Here is an 18,982-nt window from a genome sequence, read left to right as displayed (position 1 = left end):
CGCCACCCACCGCTGCCCGCGGGCCCCCTTCCGGCGGTCGGTCGTCTCAGGCGGCCGGGCGTTCGGCCGCGCGGGCGGTGAGGCGTTCCCAGTTACGGTGGGCGATGTCGGCCTTCTGCTCGTCGGTGAAGGGCGCGTCCTCCAGGAAGGAGCGGGCGGCGCCGTTGCTGGTGTCGACATAGGGGAAGCCGCCTGGGCGGAAGCCGTAGGTGAAGGGGTAGTCGGTGGAGTACAGCATCCGGTCGGTGCCCATGACCTCGGCGGTCCAGCGCAGGTAGCGGGGGCTGTTGGTGCCGCTGCCCGCGACCCAGAAGTTCTGCTTGAAGTAGTCCGCGAGCGGCCGCTGAAGGTCGCCGGCCTCGGCGAAGAATCCGGTGTGGTCGAGGTAGAACATGACGACCTCGCCCCAGTGCCCAGCGATCACCTGCAGGTCGGGGAACCGGTCGAAGACACCCGAGAAGATCATCCGCAGGTACTGCACGCCCAGGTCGTAGTACCAGCCGATTGCCGCTCCGGCCAGCGGCGTGCCGATCGGGCCGATGTCGGAGTAGTAGGCGTCGATCACCGGCTGGACCGGCGTCTGCGGGTGGAAGTGCAGCGGCACACCGAGCCGCTCGGCAGTGGCGTACAGCTCGTCGTTGTCCGGGTGGTCGGCCAGTTTGTCCCCGGTGCGGCCGTACAGCATGGCGCCGGGGAAGCCCAGCTCGCCCACCGCGCGCTCCAGCTCGGCCGCGGCCGCGGCCGGCGACTGGGTGGGGATCGCGGCGAACGCCTGGAAACGGTCGGGCCGCGAGGCGACGATCTCCGCGAGCTGGTCGTTGGCCTCGCGGGCCACCGTGATCGCGTCGGCCTCGGGCAGGTCCTGCACGCCGGGCGAGGACAGGGACAGCACGGCGACGTCGATGCCCTGGTCGTCCATGTGGGCCAGCCGCTGCTCGCCGGCCTCGCGCAGGTTCCTGGCGATCGGGCTGTCGCCGAAGCCGCGGGCGGGGATCTGTGGCGATCCGGCCCGCTGGTACGCCTCGTAGACGGCGGGTACGACAACGGTCTCTTCCACTCCGATGATCCGCAGACGGTCGGGCATGGTCATGCTCCTTGCACGGTGTTTCCGACGGAAGTGTGGACACGTTATCATCGTTACTAACGTCGTCAACATAGATCTGTTAACGTTGATAATATCGCGGGTACTCGGACGGTGTTATCATTGATAAATGCCGGTTGACCCGAGCCCCGCAGGGCTTGCCGCGGAGCCCAACGCCGCAGCGCGCGAGCAGACCCGCCGCCGGATCATCGACGTTGCGATCGGCCTGCTGGAACGCAAGGGCCGTGACGCGATCACCACTCGCGCGGTCGCCGACGCCGCTGGACTGCAACCACCGGCCCTGTACCGGCTGTTCGGTGACAAGGAGGGGCTGCTTGACGCCGTGGCCGAACACGGCTTCACCCGGTTCCTGGCCGCCAAGCACCTCGACCCGGACCCGAACGACCCGATCAAGGAGCTACGCGTCGGCTGGGACATCGCGGTCGAGTTCGGACTGGCCAACCCCGCGCTGTACGCGCTGATGTACGCCGAGCCCGCCAGGTCCACCACCGCTTTCCGAGCCGGCCTCGAACACCTCATGGAGCGCATCCGCCGCCTGGCCCTCACAGGCTTGCTGCGCGTCGAGGAGAATCTCGCGGCCCAGATCATCCACGCCACCGCACGCGGCGCCGTCCTGACCTGGCTGTCCCTGCCCGAGCCCCAGCGTAACCCCGCCCTCCTCCTCGCGCTGCGCGAAGCAATGATCACTGCTGTCACCACCCAGGAAGCGGCCGTGCAGGAACAGGGCCCGGCCGGCGCCGCCCGAGCCCTGCGCGCCGCATTGCCCGACCAGAACGTTCTTAGTCACGCTGAACAGCGGCTACTGACGGAATGGCTGGATCGACTGTCCGTATAGGCCCTCCGCTCCCGAAACTGACCCCAGCCCCAAAGTAGAGATCGATCTTGGTTTGGCGTGCTCGCGGAGGTGGCCACCCTGTAGTCCCGGGGATGCGGGTGCCCCAGGCCGGGGATGCCTGGTGGGTCCAGGTGCCCTGCTCGACGGCGTCGAGCAGGAGACGGGCACCAGGGCAGGCGCGTTCCACCGACGAACTGGCTCAGAGCCAGCCCTGGCGTGCGGCCTGGACTCCGGTCTGGAAGCGCGTCTGGGCGTCCAACTTCTTGGCGAAGTCGGTCACACACCGCTGCACAGTCCGCTTGCTGATACCGAGCCGGTGCGCGATCGACTCGTCGGTCATGCCGGCGACCCAGGAGATCCAGGAGATCCAGCAGATCGCGCTCGTCGCGCCGTGTGTTGCGGACAGCGGCATCTGGCGATGGGATGGCCTTGGCCCATGTGCCCTCGAACGCCACGACCACGGCGTCGACCATCGGGCCTGCCTTGATGACCACGAGCGGGTCGATCAGGGACCCGCCACGGACCCCGTTCATGAAGGCCACGCCCCGGTCGACCACCATCAGTCTGAGGGGAAGCGCGGGTGTGAACCGCGGCTCCTCTCCCGCCTCGACGCTGAGGGCGATCTCCCGCGTCCTTTCGGGCATCTGAGCAGAGAACGGATGGCCGTCGCCACTCGAGCATCGTGGGACTCACCCATCAGGTGCCGAGCCAAGTCGTCAGGGGTTGCGGAGCCGAGCTCCACGAGCGTCAGGCACACCGCCTCTTCGTCCGCGGTGAGGCCTAAGTCGGACAGCATGTCGCGTTGTAGCCATTGTCCACATAGCGACATGCCAACGGGCTATCCCGTGGGTGGGAGCCACTGCAAGAGTCTGCGCATTCAGCGCGAGTCAGGAGGGACTGGCTATCGATCGTAAGGGGACAACGTGCCCAACCGTTGAATCTCGTCCGTAGTCGTGCCGGCGACCGCCCTGGTCGTCTCCACGCTGGGCGCTTCCCCGTCGAGTGCAGCTCCACCGGGGTCGACACCGCTGGAGACAGGGGTTCAGGGTGATGCGTCAGTGGTCCGGCCTCGTCGGCCACGGTCACTCTCATCACCGGCGACCGTGTCACTGTTGTGAAGACGTCCGACGGACGTCAGAGCGCGACCATCGATCCCGCGGCCCGGAAGGACGGTCACGTTCCCGGCTTCGACCAGTACGAGCTGGACGATCAGATGTACGTCATCCCGGATGACGTAGCCGGCTTCGTGCCGGGGCGCCTGGATCGTAATCTGTTCAATGTCAGCCTGCTGGCGGACGCTGCCGTGAACACTGCCAAGGGCGGTGCCACTGAGGAGGCCACCCAGGTCATCGTGCAGCGGGACCCGACAAAGAGAAAGCGCCGGACGTGATGCATCGGGGCGCCCAGCGCCCGGCCCATCAAGCTGAAGGATTCCCCATCGCGCCGGCGCCGCCAGATCTCGTCTTGCTGAGCGGGTGAAAACCCGTAGTCACGCACATACCTCCACGGCTACATGATCATCCATGGGCGGTGCGTTGACCCATTGAGGGTGCCATGGTTTCTTGAAGGTTCGTGAAGGCGCTAACCTCCCGGCATGGTTCAGCCCCCTCGCTCCTTGCAGATCATCACGCGGCTCGTCGGCGGGCAGATCTGCGTCTATGACTTGGCATCTCCCTCTCTGGGTGTCCTGACGCCGGCCGTGGTCTTCGCACCGCGCCCTGGAGATGACGTCATCGAGCATGCCGCGTCGGTGGATCTTGGTTGGGCTGTCTACACGACGCTGAACGGGGTCGTTTGCGTGACGAGTTCTGGAGACGAGCGGTGGCGGACCGCGTTCGACCCGTTCTCGCATCAGCGGCACGGGCACCAGCCAGGATGTGTTCTGTCGCTGGACGACCGCAGAGTATGGATCTATCGGCCAGATGTCATGGCCGACCGAGGCCGGCCGGACCAGTGGGCCGTGCTCGACGCCGAAAGCGGAGCGGTAATGGCTCAGTCGGATCTGGAGACCGTCGGGCACGGTGGCCGGCAGTACCGGCATCCGAGCGACGGGCATGTCCTCCTGAACGTTGGCGAGGGCCAGGACGGCTCGATCATCTACCGGGCCGCCCTGGCCGACGGACGGCTGGCTCCCGTCCGCTATCCGTGGGTGGACCGGATTCTGATCGATCTGGCGCCCGACGGGCAGCAGTTCATGACGGTCGATCACGGACAGGCTGACGTAGCCTTTCACTTCTACCCCGGCGGCGAGGTGGCGGTGGCGTTGCAGGTCGGGGACTTCGGCCATGATCCGGACGAGGTGTTCCTGGAGTGGAGTGGCGGCTACCTCTCCCCGGACGTAGCCGTCGTCACCTTGGTGGGCGAGGACGAGGATGGGCAGGAATGGTTCCGCCACTACCGGGTCAACGTTCCCACAGGCCGCGTCGGGGCGGAGCTGGCCCCCAACGCCGGACATGCCGATGACCTCCAGCCGCTCGGTGACGGAACATGGCTCACCACCGACCCCTCTGGGCATCCCATCCGCTGGTCCGCCTGACGACCGGGGAGAGGAAGCCTTGACGAACAGCAGCGAGGGATGGCCGTTCGCATCTGCCCGGGAACCCGCCAGGTTCGGGGCCGCTGAGCAGCAGCGGTCACCCGGGGCGGAGCATGCGCTCGGCGGTGATCGCACCACCTTGGGGTGTTGGTCGCCGGACAGGGCGACGATGTCGGTCCTGCTGTAGCGATCGAACCGGCCGCGGGCGATACCGCGCTCGGCGGCGACGCGGGCCAGTTCGGTCTCGCGCCAGCCCAGGGCAGCGGCGGCTTGTTCGGCGGTGAGGGAGCCGGCCAGCCACGCGGTGCGCTCAGCCACCACGTCGACCACCAGGCGGCGTCCCTGTTCGGTGGCGATCAGGGCGTGCAGGCGGCCGACGTCGTACAGCGGCCACTTCCCGTACCAGTCGACGATCTCGGTATGGCCCAGCTCGGCCAAGGCCTGGACGTCGGCGACGTCGACCTTTACGCCGGTCGCCCTGGCAAGCAGCGCGGCGCACCGGGTGGCGCCCAGCGGCTGCGGCGGTATCTCAGCGCGCAACCGGCCGGCTTGAGCGATGAGAGCGTCGGCCGCCGGCCGTGTCCAGTAATCGCCCCGGTCCGGGGCTGGGATCGGGTCGGCCTCCAGGGCGCGTTTCCAGTCGTCCCAGGACATGCCCAAGGCCTCGCGCAGCTGCTGCTCGTCCAGGTCGTCAAGGATCGCGTCGAGGATCTCCTGGCGGCGTGCGACCAGGTCGTCCACCACCGGCCCGGACCAGCGCGTCTTCATCTCCGGGTCGGGCACGAGCCCGGCGGCGTGGGCCCGGGCGAACTGGTCGGCGGTGATGTCCATGGCCTGGACCAGCTGGGTGGCGGTGCGGGCGGTGGTGCGGCGCACGGGAACGCTCACCGGGGGCCCTTTCTCGAAGGATGCAACTCGGGTGAAGGGTAGGGAGGGCAAGGGTCAGAACGGCGGGACGTCGCTGACAGGCCGCCGGGCGCGGCACGCGCATCACCGGCGGAGCGGCGATCACGACGGCGGGACGGCGGGCACGGGGGCGCGTAAGTAACGGCACCCCTCCATTCCCGCCGCCCGCGGCCCGCATCCGGCCGGACGCTACATGATCGTTATCAGGCAGGTCGGACAAGCGAGGGCACTGTTCCGTGTGCCCCTGCCGGGCTCCAGACGTGGCGGACGGGCTGGCCTGCCCGGGCAGCGCGACGCCGAACTGAGCGGCGCCGCCCTTGGCCGGTACAGGGGGCGGATCACCGGTGTGATGGCCTCAGAAGGCGGCGACGGTGGCCGGGGCGCGTTCGGCGCGGCTGAGCGCCCGCAGGACGCCGGTCGGGCCGTGGCGGCGTACGGCCAGGCGGACCAGCAGGCCGATCACCGTGTCGACGGCACTGGGTGGGAGGGTGGGCGTCTCGACGCCCACGCTGACCGCCAGGTCGTCGGAGTGGACCGCGAGTTCCATCATCCGGGTGATCAGCATGTCGTCGAGCGTCAGCGACCACGGTCCCCACAGCGAGATGCGCACCGGCCGGTTCGTCGCCGAGACGAGGGAGCCGTCCAGTTCTTCGAGGGCCAGGTCCACGCGCGTCACCAGTGCAGCGTGTCCTTCGGCCGAGACCTCTTGGCCGCCCTGCCGGATGCGGACGTTGATGTCGTCGTCGAGGCTCGCGCCGATCCAGCGCACCCGGCTGTAGTGCTCCAGCAGGGCTACGGTCTCCTCCTGTGGCACCGGGCTGGTCAAAAGTGGCGGAATGGCCAGGATCTGGTAGGCCAGGTGGCCCGCCAGACCGGCCACGCTGAACTCCGGCAGCGCGCTCGGCCGGCTCCAGGCGGCGGCGACCGCCGGATCGCGCAGCAGATCCGCGGCCGAGCGGGCGGTGAACAGGAAATCGGCTTTGGCGTCGGTCATTTCCCTACCCTTTCCAGTGAATTCCAGCGGCGGAAATGCTGTCCTTTTCGCCGGCGCAGTGGCTTTCGGTGTGAGGAGTCGGCCTCTTCATGTAGAAAATCCCTATGTCTCCGCTGGGGCGTGGTCCGGTATCCGGCTCGGAGGCGTCACCACCGGCCCGCCGCCTCCGATCAGGCATTCTCCTCCCGAACGCGGCCCCAGCCCAAAAGTGGGCCGGTCCGCGCGGGTCATCGGACTTCCGAGAAGATCGTGTTCTCGGAAGCGGAGACGGCCGCAACTTCCGAGGACATGCACGGCTGAGAGGCGAAACCCCAGCTCGGCACTTCCGAGAACAGGACCGCGTCGCTGGTCGGCGGCTGAGGACATGTTCGGGAGGAGGAAGCCTCCGCCACCGCAAGATCAACCTATGGTGATGCGTTGATCCATTGAGAGCACCATCTTTAATCAACGCGAAGTGGCGGCCTTCCACCAGCGGGGAATTGATTCCAAACGGTTCTTGCGGGACCTGACCTGCGCTGATCGGCGCTACCACTGAGCCGGCAGGGGGCGTGCGAGAGGGATGGGGCAGGGCCGTTTCCAGCGCGCCGACAGGGACTCCATGTCCGCCACCGTCGTCCAGGAGCCTGGCACAGCGCCGGCGCAGTGAAAGAGGAAATGTCATGTCGCTCACTGCCATCCTTCCCGGCCGACTCGGGTTCGGCACGGCTCCTCTGGGCAACATGTTCCGCGCGATCCCCGAGGAGGAGGTCCACGCCACCTTGGAGGCCGCCTGGGAGCAGGGCATCCGCTTCTACGACACCGCTCCCTTCTACGGGGCCGGTCTGGCCGAAGCCCGGCTCGGCACCCTGCTGTCCACCAAGCCCCGTGATTCCCACGTCTTGTCGGCCAAGGTGGGCCGGGTCATCCTCGACGAGGTGGAGAGCGGCCGGCCGCCGCGGGAGCCGCGCTTCTTGCGGTTGGCCACCTGATCGGCCCTCTCGGGGACGACCGCTTTGATCCGGCGTCGGCGCAGGTAGATGCGGTTGCCGCAGGAGGAGTACGCCTTGTCGGCGGCCACCCACCAGCCAGCCGCGTTCCTAACCTCTCAGGTCAATACACCTAGACGGCACGACTCGAATGGTTGGCCCGGTAGACGGCACGGGTGTCAGTGACACGCTCCATCATGGCTCTCATGACTGATGAGCGATACTCCCGGCTCGCTGCCGAGCACCTGCCCACCGATCTCGCTGAGCGGTGGACCGCACTGCTGCGTCCTTGCATACGTCTGCGCCGGGTTGCGGACGGCGAGCAGGCCGTCGCCACCCTCGGCGGGGAGCCGGAACTACCGGCCGGGGCCGTCTGGCCCGAGTGGCCGGGGCACGGTCTGCTGTCCTTCATCGCATCGGTGCGGTGCGCGGTGCTCCCTCGCGCTGGGCTGACCACGGCCTTCCCGCAAGACGGGACCCTGCTGTTCTTCTACTTCGACGGCCAGGACGACAATGCCGATGACGGCTCGTTCGTCTCCCCCTATGACCCCGAGACGTGGGCCGGGGCCCAGGTGCTGTACGTCCCGGGAGACACGCCGGTTTTCCGGGCAGAAACACCCCCGGAGCTGGAACCGTACCCACACGTGGAACTGGCCGCAGGCGTAGAGGAGAGCGCCCCGGACCTGGGGCTGCCCCAGGTCCGGGAAGCCCTGCTCGGCGACGGCAGGCACTGGCCCGACCTTCGTGAAACCCCCGCCCGGCTCCGGCCGTTCCTCCGGGCCTTCCGGCGGCTACGCACCCGCATCGACCACCAGATCGGTGGCCACGCCGTACCGGTGCAGGGCCCGGTGGAGTACGAGATCGCGAACGCGGCGCTCGGCAGCGTTCACTCTTGGGGCACCCCCGTCTTGGACCGGGAAGCCGAACGCTGGGTCCTGCTTGCCCAGTTCGACAGTGACAGCGACGCGAAGATGATGTGGGGTGACACCGGCGCCCTCTACTGGCTGATCCGCCCTGAACACCTCGCCACCCACCGCTTTGACCAGGTCCGGCTCACCGTGCAGTGTTAGAGGCTCGGATCCATTGACGAGCATGGCGATCGCATTGCGCAGGTTGTCGCGGTTGACGAACAGGTAGTGGGTGGCACGTAGCGCGGCCCCGCTCTCGCCGTGCTTGCCCCGTCGGCGACGCGCTTGATTCCGATGTTGGTACCCAGCGCGTAAAGCACCAGCAGCAGCTGCTTGCGGATCACCTCGCGCCGAGTGTTCTCGCGGGTGGCGACGCTGGAGAAGGCGTCGGTGAATCCGGTGACGAAGTCGGACTCCTTGAGAAAGTCCAGCAGATCGATCACGCCCCACTGTGCCTGCACCTCGGCGTACAGCGCCTCGAGGTTGTCGGGGGTGGCCAGTTTGCCCAGGTCGGGAACATGCCACCGGGGCTCGCCCGGTGAGTCTTCGCCTTCGTTCCGCCTGAGCGCTTGCGGCCGATCGCGGTGGCGCAGTCGGCCATCGAGACGCGCATCGCCTCCTGCAACGTGGCCATGGACTCGGACGGGTCCAGCGGCTGGCGCAGGTCTTCGTAGTGCACGTCGCGGTTGTCCTCGAAGCCGGCCGGCAGGTCCTCCTCCGGGTTGCGCCAGCGGGTCGCGCCGTGCACGTGATTCTCCCGGCGGCGCAGCGCGTTCTTCAACGCCACCAGCACGCACAACTCATAGGAGACCCGCTCGATCACCCCATCGCCGTTGACGACCGCCTCCAGCCAAGCGTCCGGGACCACACCCTTGACCAGGACCTTGTCGGTGCCGTCGAAGTGGCGGACCTTGTTCGGCACGTCGGCGTAGCGGGCCAGCAGGTCCAGCGCGTCCATCACCGGCCGGTAGGCGGTGTTGTTGCACTTGAACTCAATCGACGCCAGCAGCTTGGGCGGCATCCGCCGGTAATAGGAGGAGTAGGAGCTGGTCAGCACCGTGCGCACCCGCGCCCGGTAGGTCATGCCGTCGGCCTTGGCCTCGGCGAGGGCACGCAGCGTGCCCTCGCCGACCGTGGGGAACACCACCGTGCGCACGCTGTCATCGGGGCGCTGCAGCACCGCCTCGGCGATCGAGTACAGCTTGGCGGTCTTGCCGTGCCCCTCCTTGGCCTCGGCGAACGCCGAACAGATCCGCCGGCAGCCCGATCACCTTGGCCCGCCGCAGCTTGATGATCTCCTCCAGCAGCGTATCCAGCCCCAGCCGCCCCGGATCGGACTTCAGCTCCGCCAAGAACCCGTCCGCGCCCTTGGCCAACTCCAGCAACGCCGCGGTGGACTCGGCCGGCAACCGGGCCGTCACCTGCTCACTGAACGACCGCTCGAACCGGGCCCGGCACGAACGCACGATCCACTCGAACCGGCCCGGCGTGACCCGCAGGCGCCCGCGGTGCCCCCTCGGCGGCGCACCGACGGCCGCAGCGCTCCGCTCAAAGCCGTGAACTGTGGGAACGTCAGTCCAGGGAAGTCCGTGCAAACAGTCTCGACACAACGGATCTCAATTATTGAATTTAAATTTCTGGAAAATCGGAAATGCTACCCTGGCGGGGTGTGGAAGAGCGGGGCGCGGTGACGCCGTGTAAGCACTGTGGGGCGCCGATCGAGCAGCGTCCGGGGCGGGGGCGCCCGCGGGCGTACTGCCCGCAGGGGAACTGCCAGGCGGCGGCCAAGCGGGAGCGGGAGATCAAGCGCGCGACGCCGGGGCTGGAGGGGGCGCTGGCCCGGGCCGAGGAGTTCTACGAGCGCATGGAGCGAGGGATGGCGGCGGCGATCGCGCCGCTGGCGCAGGTGCTGGCCGAGGAGCTGAGCCCTGCCGGGGTCGAGGCGAAGGTGAGCGCCGTGCAGGCCGAGGCCCACACCCGCATCGCCATCGCCCGCACCGAGCGGGAGCAGGCGTTCGAGCAGGTACGGCTGGCACGCGAGGCCACCGGACACGCGCGCCGGGAGCGTGACGCGATGGCACGGCAGGTGGAGGAGGCCAACGCCGAACGGGACACCGCGCTGGCCGACGCCGAGACCGCCAGGGAACAGGCGCTGGCCGCCTTGCACGAAGCGGCCGCCACGGAGCGCCTGGCCAGGAACGCCGAGCATGAGGCCAGGCGGAGGGCCGAGCGGGCCGAGATGGCCAGGGACGCGGCGGTGCGGGAGATGGCCGAGCGGGTGGAGGCGGCCGAGGCCGGAGCGGAGCAGGCCCGGGCGCAGGCCGCGGGGGAGAGGCGGCAGGCCGAGCAGGCACGCGCGGAGCGGGACCAGGCCCAGAGGGCGGCCGGCGCCGCCGAGGAGGCGCGGGCCGAGGCCGAACGGGCCGCCGCGGCCTCGGCCGCCCGGGCCCAGGCGGCCGAGGCCGAACGGGACCGGGCGATGGCTCGGGCCGACGCCGAGACTCGGGCGCGCGGTGAGGCGGTGGCCGAGGCGGCCGAGGCCCGGGCCCAGGCGGTCCGGGCGGAGAAACAGACCGCCGAAGCCGACAGGCGTACGGCGCGGCGGCTGGCCGAGGCGGACAGGCGCACGGCCAGGAAGATCTCCGAAGCGCAAGATCTCGCCGCGGCGAAGGCGAGCGAGGCGCAGGCCGAGCGGGACGAGGCGCGGATGCAGCTGGCCATGGAGCAGATGAGACTCTCCGACCTGCGTGAGCAGCTGGAGACGCTGCGCGCCGAGGCCGCCCAGCTGCGGGAGCGGGCGGTGGCGGCGGAACTGCGCGCCGCCGGGTCCAGCCGGGCTCCGAGCCCGGCTGGTCCGGGCGGCTGACCTCTCGGGGGACACGTCCTCGTCCGCAACGCTGCGGCTGTGCGGGAACGCGCCATATGACGATCTCTCGATCCAGGCGGCATGGCACATAAGGAGAAAAAGCGCTATTTGCCCAAGTTAGTCGCTTCCCTGGGAGGCGTCCTTGGGACGGGCCACCTCCGTGGCGCTGCCTCAGCCCACCGAGGGTGCTGCCGGGGACGTCCGAGGTGACCGGGCAGCGCGAGTCGGGCGGCTTGGGCGTCACGGACGTAGTAGCGGCCTTCAGGTGCGCTTGAAGGCCGCTACTACGTGTCAAGTCGCCACCGCGGGACCGCCGCGGACCCGGCTGCGGGCCCGATCCGCGACAGTCCACAGGGAAAAGGCCCAGGTTAAACGCCGAGATCGACAGGGTAGACCTGGGCATATTTGGGGGTGTTCCCGGCGATGCCGGACACGGGGGACCATTCGGGGGGCACGATGCGAGCGTTCGTGATGAAGGAGATCGGGCAGGTCGGCTTGATGGACAAACCCGTCCCGCGGCCAGGTCCGCTGGATGCCGTCGTACGGACGACCACCGCCCTGATCTGCACGTCGGACTCCCACACCGTCAATGGCGGCATCGGGCCGCGGGAGAACTTGACACTCGGCCATGAGGGCGTCGGCGTGGTGCACGAGGTGGGCGGCGAGGTGACGGCCTTCCGGCCGGGCGACCGGGTCCTGGTGGGCGCCATCACCCCCGACTGGGGCGATCTCGCCTCCCAGAACGGCCATCCGTCACAGTCCGGCGGACCGCTCGGAGGGTTCAAGTTCGCCAATTCCAAGGATGGGGTCTTTGCCGAGTATTTCCACGTGAACGAGGCCGACGCCAACCTGGCGAAGATCCCCGACGGCGTCCCCGACGAGATGGCGGTCTACTGCGCCGACATGCTCTCGACCGGGTTCATGGGCGCGGAGAACGGCAACATCCCCATCGGCGGGACGGTCGCCGTGCTCGCCCAGGGCCCGGTGGGCCTCATGGCCACCGCGGGCGCCAAGCTGCGCGGCGCCGGCCTGGTCATCGGGGTCGAATCGGTGCCCAGCCGGCAGAAGCTCGCTCGCGACTACGGCGCCGACGAGATCGTCGACTTCACCACCGAGGACGTCGTCGAGCGCATCCTCGACCTGACCCAGGGACAGGGCGTGGACACCGCCATCGAAGCCCTCGGCGCGGACCTCACCTTCCAGACCGCTATAAAGATCACTAAACCGGGCGGGACGGTGTCCAACACCGGTTATTACGGAGAAGGCGAGTTCGTGCGCATTCCCCGTATCGAGTGGGGCGTCGGGATGGCCGACAAGACGATCACGACCGGCCTGTGCCCGGGCGGCAGGCTGCGCATGGAACGGCTGTTGCGCGTCCTGGAGAGCAAGCGGCTCGATCCCACGCACATGACCACCCACACGTTCCGCTTTGACGAGATGGAGCGGGCCTTCGAGGTCTCGGACAAGAAGCTCGACGACATGGTGAAAGTGCTGATCACCTTCTCGTGACGGAAGCTGATCATCGTTCGGTAACGGACAGCGGCGACGTCCGCCTGACAGGAGCGCCCCCCTCTCCGACGGTGCGCGTCGGCACGGAGGAGATGGCCAGGCATGCTCGATCTCGATCCACCCTTCCGCCCGGTGCGCCGCCAGGAGGGCTATCTGGCGCTGGAGGACCTGGGCCTCATCGGCGACGGCACGACGGCGGCGCTGGTCGGCGTCGACGGTTCGATCCCGTGGCTGTGCCTGCCCCGCTTCGACAGCGACCCGCTGCTGTGCGGCCTGCTGGACCATGAGCGCGGCGGCCACTTCACGTTGACCGTGGACGACCTGCGCGAGGCCCGGCAGTTCTACGAGCCGGACACCGCGGTGCTGGTGACCGAGTTGCGCGGCCCGACCGGCCTGGTCCGGATCACCGACGCGCTGGCCCTGCGTGCGGGCGCCGACCTCAGCGACGACGCGGGCGGCGGCCGGGGCGAGCTGGTCCGGTCGGCGGTCGTGCGGGCCGGGACCGTGCGGCTGCGGGCGGAGCTGGAGCCGCGTGGTGGCGGGCAGGCGCGGACCCTGTACGACGGTCTGGAGGTGCGCGTCTCTCGGCGGCCCGATCTGCGGCTGCATCTGCGTTCCAACCGTCCGTTGACCGGCCTGCGCACCGTGCACGACCTTCAGGAGGGCGACCGCCTCGATCTGGTGCTGTCCTGGGGCCGCGTCCACCGCCATCACCGGTTCGACCCCGAGGCGATGCTGCGGCAGACCGCCGAGGCCTGGCGGCACTGGATGCGCAAGTGCAGCTACCGCGGCCCGCAGGAAGCGCTGGTCCGACGCTCGGTGATCACGCTGAAGCTGTGCGACGACTGGGGAAACGGCTCACTGGTCGCGGCGCCCACGTCCTCCTTGCCCGCACCGATCGGCGGGGTACGCAACTGGGACTACCGCTACACCTGGATCCGCGACGCCGCCTACGCCGTGTTCGCGCTGCGCCGCGTCGGCTTCGAGGAGGAGGCCGACGCCTTCCTCGGCTGGGTCCTCGACGCCTTCGAGCAGAGCCGCCATCCACGCATCATGTACACCCTTGACGGCCGCCCCGTACCGGAAGAGGTCCACGACGCCGACCTGGAGGGCTACCGGCGTTCGGCGCCGGTGCGATGGGGCAACGGCGCCGCCGACCAGCGCCAGCACGACGTCTACGGCGAGGTGCTGGACTGCGCCGACCAGTGGCTGCTCCCCGGCCGCGATCCCCAGCCCGCGCTGTGGTCCGGTCTGGCGGAGCTGGCCGAGGCCGCCGCGCACACGTGGCGGCAGCCGGATCAGGGCATCTGGGAGGTACGCAGCGAAGGCCGCGTCTTCACCTACTCGACCGGGATGTGCCAGGTGGCCCTGGACCGGGCCGCGGCCATCGGCGAGCGGCTCGGCCTGTCCGGGCCGATCGCCACCTGGCGCGCCACCGCCGATAAGCTCCGCCGGCTCATCCTGGACCAGGCCTGGAACGAGGACGAGCAGTGCCTGAGCGAACACCTCGACGGCGGCGGCGGCCTGGACGCCAGCCTGCTCGCACTGCCGCTGCGCAAGGTCGTACCGGCCGACCATCCGCGCATGGCCGCCACCACCGCGGCCATCGCCGGACGCCTGTCGGCCGGTGACGGCCTGCTCTACCGCTACCTGCACGAGCACTCGCCCGACGGCCTGCCCGGCGACGAGGGCGCCTTCGTGCTGTGCAGCTTCTGGCTGGTCGACAACCTGATCCTGCAGGGCCACCAGGACCGGGCCGAGGATCTGTACACCTCGCTGTGCGCCCGCGCCAACCCGGTCGGGCTGATGCCCGAGCAGATCGACCCGTCCACGGGGGCGTTCATGGGCAACTTCCCGCAGGCGTTCAGCCACATCGGGATCATCGCCAGCGGCGTCAACCTCGCGCGAGCGAAAGCAGGTACCACGGCATGATCAACCGGCTCATCATCCTCGGTGCCACCGGCGACCTCAACGCCCGCTATCTGCTGCCGGCCCTGGCCGCCCTGCGCGCGGCCGGAGACCTCGCCGACCGGTTCGAGCTGACGTGTGCCGACCGGCAGAACTGGGCCGTCGAGGAGTTCCGCCGCTGGGCGTCCGCCCAGCTCGACCGGCACGCCGCGACGGAGCCCGGCGAGGTCAGGAAGGCGATCGCCGACTCCGCCCGGTACCGGCAGGCGGACGCCACCGACGCCGCTGACATCGCCTCGCTCGTCGCCGGTGACGGGCCCGTCGCCGTCTACCTCGCCCTCCCGCCGGGGATCTTCCCCGGCACGGTCGCCGCCCTCGGCGCCGCGGACCTGCCGCCGGGCAGCCGGATCGTGCTGGAGAAGCCGTTCGGCGAAGACCTCGACAGCGCGGTGGAGCTGAACCGGCTGCTGACGGGGGTCGTGCCCGAGCAGGCGGTGTTCCGCGTCGACCACTTCCTGGCCATGACGACCGTTCAGAACGTGCTCGGCAGCCGGCTGGCCAACCGGGTCCTGGAGCCCATCTGGAACAGCGCGCACATCGCCGAGGTGGAGATCGTCTGGAACGAGACCCTTGCCCTGGAGGGCAGGGCCGGCTACTACGACGGCGTCGGGGCGCTCAAGGACATGGTGCAGAACCACCTGCTCCAGGTGCTGTGCCTGGTGGCCATGGAGCCACCGCTCAGCCTCGGCGAGCGCGACCTGCGTGACCGGAAGATCGACGTGCTGCGCTCGGTACGCCCGCTCACCGACGACGACGTCGTACGCCGCACCCGCCGTGCCCGCTATCTGGCCGGCCGCATCGGAGATCGTGACGTCCCCGCCTACGCCGAGGAGGAGGGCGTGGACCCGCGGCGCCGTACCGAGACCTTCGCCGAGGTGGAGCTGGAACTCGAAAGCTGGCGCTGGTCCGGCACGACCTTCCGGCTCCGCACCGGCAAGGCGCTCGGCCATGACCGCAAAGAGGTCGCAGTACGCTTCCGGCCCGTACCGCACCTGCCCTTCGGCTTCAACGAGGAAGCCGCGCCCAACGTGCTGCGCTTCGGGCTGGAGCCGGAGAGCATGACCCTGGCGCTGACCGGCATCGGCACCGGTGCCCACAACCTCGCCCCGCTCACCCTCGCCGCGCAGCCGGCGCCCCCCGAGCTGCCTGCCTACGGCCAGCTGCTGCTGGACGTGCTGCGCGGGAACGCCGCCCTGTCCATCCGCGGCGACGAGGCCGAAGAAGCCTGGCGGGTCCTCACACCGGTCATGTCGGCCTGGTCCAGGGACCTGGTGCCGCTTGTCGAATACCCGGCCGGATCAGACGGGCCTACTTCGGTGAGGGGCAGCTGATGCCGTCTACGGAGCGCGCCACGGGCGGCCTGCGCAGCCAGGCCTGGTGGGACAACGCGGGCAATCCGGAGATGACGGCTCTGTATCTCGAACGCTTTCTCAACTTCGGGCTGACCCCGGCCGAACTCCAGTCCGGCCGGCCGATCATCGGCATCGCCCAGACGGGTAGCGACCTCGTTCCCTGCAACCGCCACCACCTCGCCCTGGCCGACCGGGTCAGGGACGGGATCCGCGACGGCGGTGGCATACCGCTCGAGTTTCCCGTCCATCCGCTGCAGGAGACCGGTAAACGCCCGACTGCCGCGCTGGATCGCAACCTCGCCTACCTCGGGCTGGTCGAGGTGCTCTACGGATATCCCCTCGACGGAGTCGTTCTGACGACAGGCTGTGACAAGACCACGCCCGCGTGCCTGGCCGCAGCGGCCACGGTGAACATCCCGGCGATCGTCCTGTCCGGAGGGCCGATGCTCAACGGCTATCACAAGGGCCGGCGGATGGCCGCGTCGGGCTCAGGACTGGTGATCTGGCAGTCCAAGCGGCTGCTCGCCACCGGGGAGATCGACTACGACGAATTCATGGCGCGCGTGGCCGCTTCCGCGCCCAGCATCGGTCACTGCAACACGATGGGCACCGCGCTGTCGATGAACAGCCTGGCCGAGGCCCTGGGCATGTCCCTGCCGGACTGCGCGGCGATCCCGGCCCCCTACCGCCGGCGAGCGCAGATGGCCTACGACACAGGCCGTCGAGCGGTGGATCTCGTACGCGAGGACCTCACCCCGCGCAAGATCATGACCTTACGGGCCTTCGAGAACGCGATCGTGGTCGCCTCGGCCATCGCCGCCTCCACCAACGTGCCCATCCACGTCAACGCCATCGCGCGACACGTCGGGGTGCCACTGTCCATCCAGGACTGGCAACGCGTCGGAGCCGACATCCCGGTGCTGGCGAACGTCGCCCCCGCCGGTGAGTTCCTCGGCGAGGACTTCTACCGCGCCGGCGGAGTGCCCGCCGTCATGCGGTCGTTGCTGGCTGCGGGGCGCCTGCACGGCGACGCCATGACCGTCTCCGGCCGTACCGTGGCCGAGGACCTGGCCGATGCCCCGCCCGGCGACCCGACGGTCATCCGTCCCTTCGACGAGCCTTTCGCCGCGCGCGGCGGACTTCTCATCATGACGGGCAACCTGTTCGGCTCCGCGGTCATGAAGACCTCGGTCCTCACCGACGACCTCCGTGCGGTGTCCGACTATCGCGCCGTCGTCTTCGACGGGCCCGAGGACTACCACGCCCGCATCCAAGATCCCGAACTGGGCGTAGACGAGGACTGCATCCTCGTCATCCGCTACACCGGGCCGATCGGCTATCCGGGATCGGCCGAGGTCGTGAACATGGAGATCCCCGCCGAGCTGCTCCGGCGGGGCGTCACCACGTTGCCCACGCTCGGTGACGGCCGCCAGAGCGGCACCTCGGACGCACCGTCCATCCTCAACGCCAGCCCCGAGGCCGCGGCCGGCGGCAATCTCGCCATCCTGCGCACCGGCGACCGCATCCGTATCGACCTGGACAACGCACGCGTCGACGTCCTGCTGCCGGATGAGGAGATCGCCGCGCGGTGGGCCCACTACACACCGCCGGTATTGGACAACCAGACACCGTGGCAGGAGATCTATCGCGCCACGGTCGGGCAGCTGGACAGCGGAGGCTGCTTGGAGCTCGCCCTGGCCTACCAGGATCTCGTACACACCAAGGGGATTCCCCGTGACTCGCACTGACGCCAGGGGCACCATCATGATCGCCGACTCCGACTTCGGCGACGTGGACATCGAACGTGCGATCGTCGAGGGCGCCGGATTCGAGCTCCTCGCCGCACAGTGCAAGAGCGAGGACGAGGTGATCGAAAAGGGCCGGGACGTCGATGGCGTGCTGACCCAGTACGCCCGGGTCGGGTCCCGTGCCATCGACGCGTTCACCCGTTGCCGGGTGATCGCTCGCTACGGCACGGGCGTGGACATCGTCGACGTCGACGCCGCGACCCGGCGGGGCATCCAGGTCACGAACGCGCCGAACGACTGGTGCGCCGAGGAGGTCGCCGACCACGCCGTCGCGCTCTGGCTTGCCGCCGCCCGCAAGATCTGCGCATACGACCAGGCGACCCGGCAGGGCGTATGGCGGTGGCAGAGCGGGGAGCCGATCTGGCGGCTGCGGGGACGGGTGTTCGGGCTGCTCTCCTTCGGCGCCATCGCACAGCTCATCGCCGAACGTGCCAGGGCGTTCGGCGTCGAGGTCTGGGCGCACGACCCGTTCCTCGACGAGTCCGAGATCCGATCGCGCCAGGTGCGGCCGGTGTCCTTCGACCAACTCGTGGAAGGCGCCGACTACCTCGTGATCCAGGCGCCGCTCACCCCCGGGACACATCACACCTTCGACCGTACGACGCTCCGCAGGATGAAGCCGACCGCCATCCTCGTCAACACCGCTCGCGGCCCGATCGTGGAGGATACGGCGATCTATCAGGCACTCACCGAGGGATGGATCGCCGGCGCGGCACTGGACGACCTTGAGGAGGAGCCCGCCAAACAGCGCGACTGGCGCCCCCGCAACCCCCTGTTCACGCTGCCCAACGTGATCGTCACCCCCCACGCCGCCTACTACTCCGAGCAGGCCATCACAGCAGTGCGACACATCGCCGCAGAAGAGGCCGTACGGGTCCTGACCGGGCAAAGCGCCCGTAGCCCGGTCAACGACGTGACGGCCGGCTCTCCCTGAGGAACCCGGGTAGGAGATCGCCGATAGGGACGGGGCGACAGCTTCCGTCAGAGTTCCTTCCGGGCATCGCCGCACTCTCTGCCGGATAGCCGGGAATCGAACGGCCCGCGCCGAGAGGGCGGTTCCGGCTCACGACAGCCAGTTGATCTTGCGAGATGACCGAAGTCATCCCGCAACAGACCGCCGCACTCCCAGCGTCGGGGACTTCGTCGAGCGGCCGAAGGCTCTGGGCGGGCGCGGAGGCGGTGATGGCGTAGCCGCCCAGGGACAGGGCCGGCGGATCCGGCCACCTCCGCCTC

Annotated in this window: 17 protein-coding genes and 2 pseudogenes; 10 read left to right on the top strand and 9 right to left on the bottom strand. The window is 69.3% G+C overall.

The annotated features are described in order from the left end of the window. Window positions 1–46 precede the first annotated feature (46 nt). The gene (locus tag J2S55_RS39150) at window positions 47–1,084 is read right to left on the bottom strand and encodes an amidohydrolase family protein (protein ID WP_306871666.1); all 1,038 of its coding nucleotides are present in this window, start codon (window positions 1,082–1,084) and stop codon (window positions 47–49) included. A gap of 127 nt (window positions 1,085–1,211) precedes the next feature. Between J2S55_RS39150 and J2S55_RS39145 the strand changes: the two genes are divergently transcribed. Beyond that, window positions 1,212–1,937 (top strand): TetR/AcrR family transcriptional regulator, encoded by a 726-nt coding sequence (locus tag J2S55_RS39145; RefSeq protein ID WP_306871664.1) that lies wholly within the window; start codon window positions 1,212–1,214, stop codon window positions 1,935–1,937. 199 nt (window positions 1,938–2,136) lie between these two features. Here the strand turns inward: J2S55_RS39145 and J2S55_RS39140 are convergent, their stop codons facing one another. Next, window positions 2,137–2,349, bottom strand: coding sequence for a helix-turn-helix transcriptional regulator (locus J2S55_RS39140; protein ID WP_306871663.1), 213 nt, complete (start codon window positions 2,347–2,349; stop codon window positions 2,137–2,139). Between the two features lie 702 nt (window positions 2,350–3,051). Here J2S55_RS39140 and J2S55_RS39135 point away from each other — a divergent pair. Continuing rightward, window positions 3,052–3,327: a hypothetical protein gene (locus tag J2S55_RS39135; RefSeq protein ID WP_306871661.1), complete on the top strand. Its 276-nt coding sequence runs from the start codon at window positions 3,052–3,054 to the stop codon at window positions 3,325–3,327. On the opposite strand, the pseudogene J2S55_RS48670 reads toward J2S55_RS39135, so the two are convergent. The 3 genes and pseudogenes from J2S55_RS48670 to J2S55_RS39125 form a co-directional block, all read right to left on the bottom strand. Further along, window positions 3,309–3,434 (bottom strand): annotated as a pseudogene (locus J2S55_RS48670) (IS30 family transposase); the annotation flags it as partial. The gene J2S55_RS39135 and the pseudogene J2S55_RS48670 sit on opposite strands and share 19 nt — an antisense overlap. Next, complete coding sequence (locus J2S55_RS39130) at window positions 3,427–5,349, bottom strand: hypothetical protein (RefSeq protein ID WP_306871658.1); 1,923 nt, start codon at window positions 5,347–5,349, stop codon at window positions 3,427–3,429. The pseudogene J2S55_RS48670 and the gene J2S55_RS39130, both read right to left, overlap by 8 nt. A gap of 385 nt (window positions 5,350–5,734) precedes the next feature. Beyond that, window positions 5,735–6,373: a maleylpyruvate isomerase N-terminal domain-containing protein gene (locus J2S55_RS39125; protein ID WP_306871655.1), complete on the bottom strand. Its 639-nt coding sequence runs from the start codon at window positions 6,371–6,373 to the stop codon at window positions 5,735–5,737. Window positions 6,374–7,032: 659 nt separating this feature from the next. Here J2S55_RS39125 and J2S55_RS39120 point away from each other — a divergent pair. After that, window positions 7,033–7,341, top strand: coding sequence for an aldo/keto reductase (locus J2S55_RS39120; protein ID WP_306871654.1), 309 nt, complete (start codon window positions 7,033–7,035; stop codon window positions 7,339–7,341). Here J2S55_RS39120 and J2S55_RS39115 read toward each other — a convergent pair. Then, a pseudogene (locus J2S55_RS39115) lies at window positions 7,290–7,430 on the bottom strand (IS5/IS1182 family transposase); the annotation flags it as partial. The gene J2S55_RS39120 and the pseudogene J2S55_RS39115 overlap by 52 nt on opposite strands. 114 nt (window positions 7,431–7,544) lie before the next feature. On the opposite strand from J2S55_RS39115, the gene J2S55_RS39110 reads away from it, so the two are divergent. Then, on the top strand, window positions 7,545–8,408 hold the full coding sequence (locus J2S55_RS39110; RefSeq protein ID WP_306871650.1) for a YwqG family protein: 864 nt from the start codon (window positions 7,545–7,547) through the stop codon (window positions 8,406–8,408). On the opposite strand, the gene J2S55_RS39105 is transcribed toward J2S55_RS39110, so the two are convergent. Genes J2S55_RS39105 through J2S55_RS39095 form a run of 3 tightly spaced genes read right to left on the bottom strand, consistent with a single transcriptional unit; the run spans window position 8,405 to window position 9,667 of the window. Beyond that, the gene (locus J2S55_RS39105; RefSeq protein ID WP_306871648.1) at window positions 8,405–8,689 is read right to left on the bottom strand and encodes a Tn3 family transposase; all 285 of its coding nucleotides are present in this window, start codon (window positions 8,687–8,689) and stop codon (window positions 8,405–8,407) included. The genes J2S55_RS39110 and J2S55_RS39105 overlap by 4 nt on opposite strands. Further along, window positions 8,686–9,426, bottom strand: coding sequence for a hypothetical protein (locus tag J2S55_RS39100; RefSeq protein ID WP_306871645.1), 741 nt, complete (start codon window positions 9,424–9,426; stop codon window positions 8,686–8,688). Before J2S55_RS39100 ends, J2S55_RS39105 begins: the two co-directional genes overlap by 4 nt. Then, window positions 9,407–9,667, bottom strand: a complete 261-nt coding sequence (locus J2S55_RS39095; RefSeq protein WP_306871642.1) for a hypothetical protein — start codon at window positions 9,665–9,667, stop codon at window positions 9,407–9,409. The genes J2S55_RS39100 and J2S55_RS39095 overlap by 20 nt, the downstream gene beginning before the upstream one ends. Before the next feature lie 248 nt (window positions 9,668–9,915). On the opposite strand from J2S55_RS39095, the gene J2S55_RS39090 reads away from it, so the two are divergent. From J2S55_RS39090 to J2S55_RS39065, 6 genes are all read left to right on the top strand, one after another. Further along, a complete protein-coding gene (locus J2S55_RS39090; RefSeq protein ID WP_306871641.1) occupies window positions 9,916–11,112 on the top strand; it encodes a coiled-coil domain-containing protein in 1,197 nt (398 codons plus the stop codon). Window positions 11,113–11,568: 456 nt separating this feature from the next. Then, window positions 11,569–12,621: an NAD(P)-dependent alcohol dehydrogenase gene (locus tag J2S55_RS39085; RefSeq protein ID WP_306871638.1), complete on the top strand. Its 1,053-nt coding sequence runs from the start codon at window positions 11,569–11,571 to the stop codon at window positions 12,619–12,621. A gap of 102 nt (window positions 12,622–12,723) precedes the next feature. Then, on the top strand, window positions 12,724–14,553 hold the full coding sequence (locus J2S55_RS39080) for a glycoside hydrolase family 15 protein (RefSeq protein WP_306871636.1): 1,830 nt from the start codon (window positions 12,724–12,726) through the stop codon (window positions 14,551–14,553). Continuing rightward, complete coding sequence (locus J2S55_RS39075) at window positions 14,550–15,920, top strand: glucose-6-phosphate dehydrogenase (protein WP_306871633.1); 1,371 nt, start codon at window positions 14,550–14,552, stop codon at window positions 15,918–15,920. The genes J2S55_RS39080 and J2S55_RS39075 overlap by 4 nt, the downstream gene beginning before the upstream one ends. Then, on the top strand, window positions 15,920–17,689 hold the full coding sequence (locus J2S55_RS39070) for an IlvD/Edd family dehydratase (RefSeq protein ID WP_306871630.1): 1,770 nt from the start codon (window positions 15,920–15,922) through the stop codon (window positions 17,687–17,689). Before J2S55_RS39075 ends, J2S55_RS39070 begins: the two co-directional genes overlap by 1 nt. Further along, the gene (locus J2S55_RS39065; protein ID WP_306871628.1) at window positions 17,676–18,683 is read left to right on the top strand and encodes a C-terminal binding protein; all 1,008 of its coding nucleotides are present in this window, start codon (window positions 17,676–17,678) and stop codon (window positions 18,681–18,683) included. Before J2S55_RS39070 ends, J2S55_RS39065 begins: the two co-directional genes overlap by 14 nt. Window positions 18,684–18,982: the final 299 nt, after the last annotated feature.

It is taken from the genome of Streptosporangium brasiliense (assembly GCF_030811595.1).
Classification (GTDB): Bacteria; Actinomycetota; Actinomycetes; order Streptosporangiales; family Streptosporangiaceae; genus Streptosporangium; species Streptosporangium brasiliense.
This window is presented reverse-complemented; position numbering and strand designations above follow the sequence as displayed.

Bases quoted from the DNA above. Each gene is read 5' to 3' on its own strand.
- J2S55_RS39150 (WP_306871666.1), bottom strand. From the start codon at position 1,084: ATGCCCGACCGTCTGCGGATCATCGGAGTGGAAGAGACCGTTGTCGTA.
- J2S55_RS39145 (WP_306871664.1), top strand. From the start codon at position 1,212: ATGCCGGTTGACCCGAGCCCCGCAGGGCTTGCCGCGGAGCCCAACGCC.
- J2S55_RS39140 (WP_306871663.1), bottom strand. From the start codon at position 2,349: ATGCCGCTGTCCGCAACACACGGCGCGACGAGCGCGATCTGCTGGATC.
- J2S55_RS39125 (WP_306871655.1), bottom strand. From the start codon at position 6,373: ATGACCGACGCCAAAGCCGATTTCCTGTTCACCGCCCGCTCGGCCGCG.
- J2S55_RS39120 (WP_306871654.1), top strand. From the start codon at position 7,033: ATGTCGCTCACTGCCATCCTTCCCGGCCGACTCGGGTTCGGCACGGCT.
- J2S55_RS39110 (WP_306871650.1), top strand. From the start codon at position 7,545: ATGACTGATGAGCGATACTCCCGGCTCGCTGCCGAGCACCTGCCCACC.
- J2S55_RS39085 (WP_306871638.1), top strand. From the start codon at position 11,569: ATGCGAGCGTTCGTGATGAAGGAGATCGGGCAGGTCGGCTTGATGGAC.
- J2S55_RS39080 (WP_306871636.1), top strand. From the start codon at position 12,724: ATGCTCGATCTCGATCCACCCTTCCGCCCGGTGCGCCGCCAGGAGGGC.
- J2S55_RS39075 (WP_306871633.1), top strand. From the start codon at position 14,550: ATGATCAACCGGCTCATCATCCTCGGTGCCACCGGCGACCTCAACGCC.
- J2S55_RS39070 (WP_306871630.1), top strand. From the start codon at position 15,920: ATGCCGTCTACGGAGCGCGCCACGGGCGGCCTGCGCAGCCAGGCCTGG.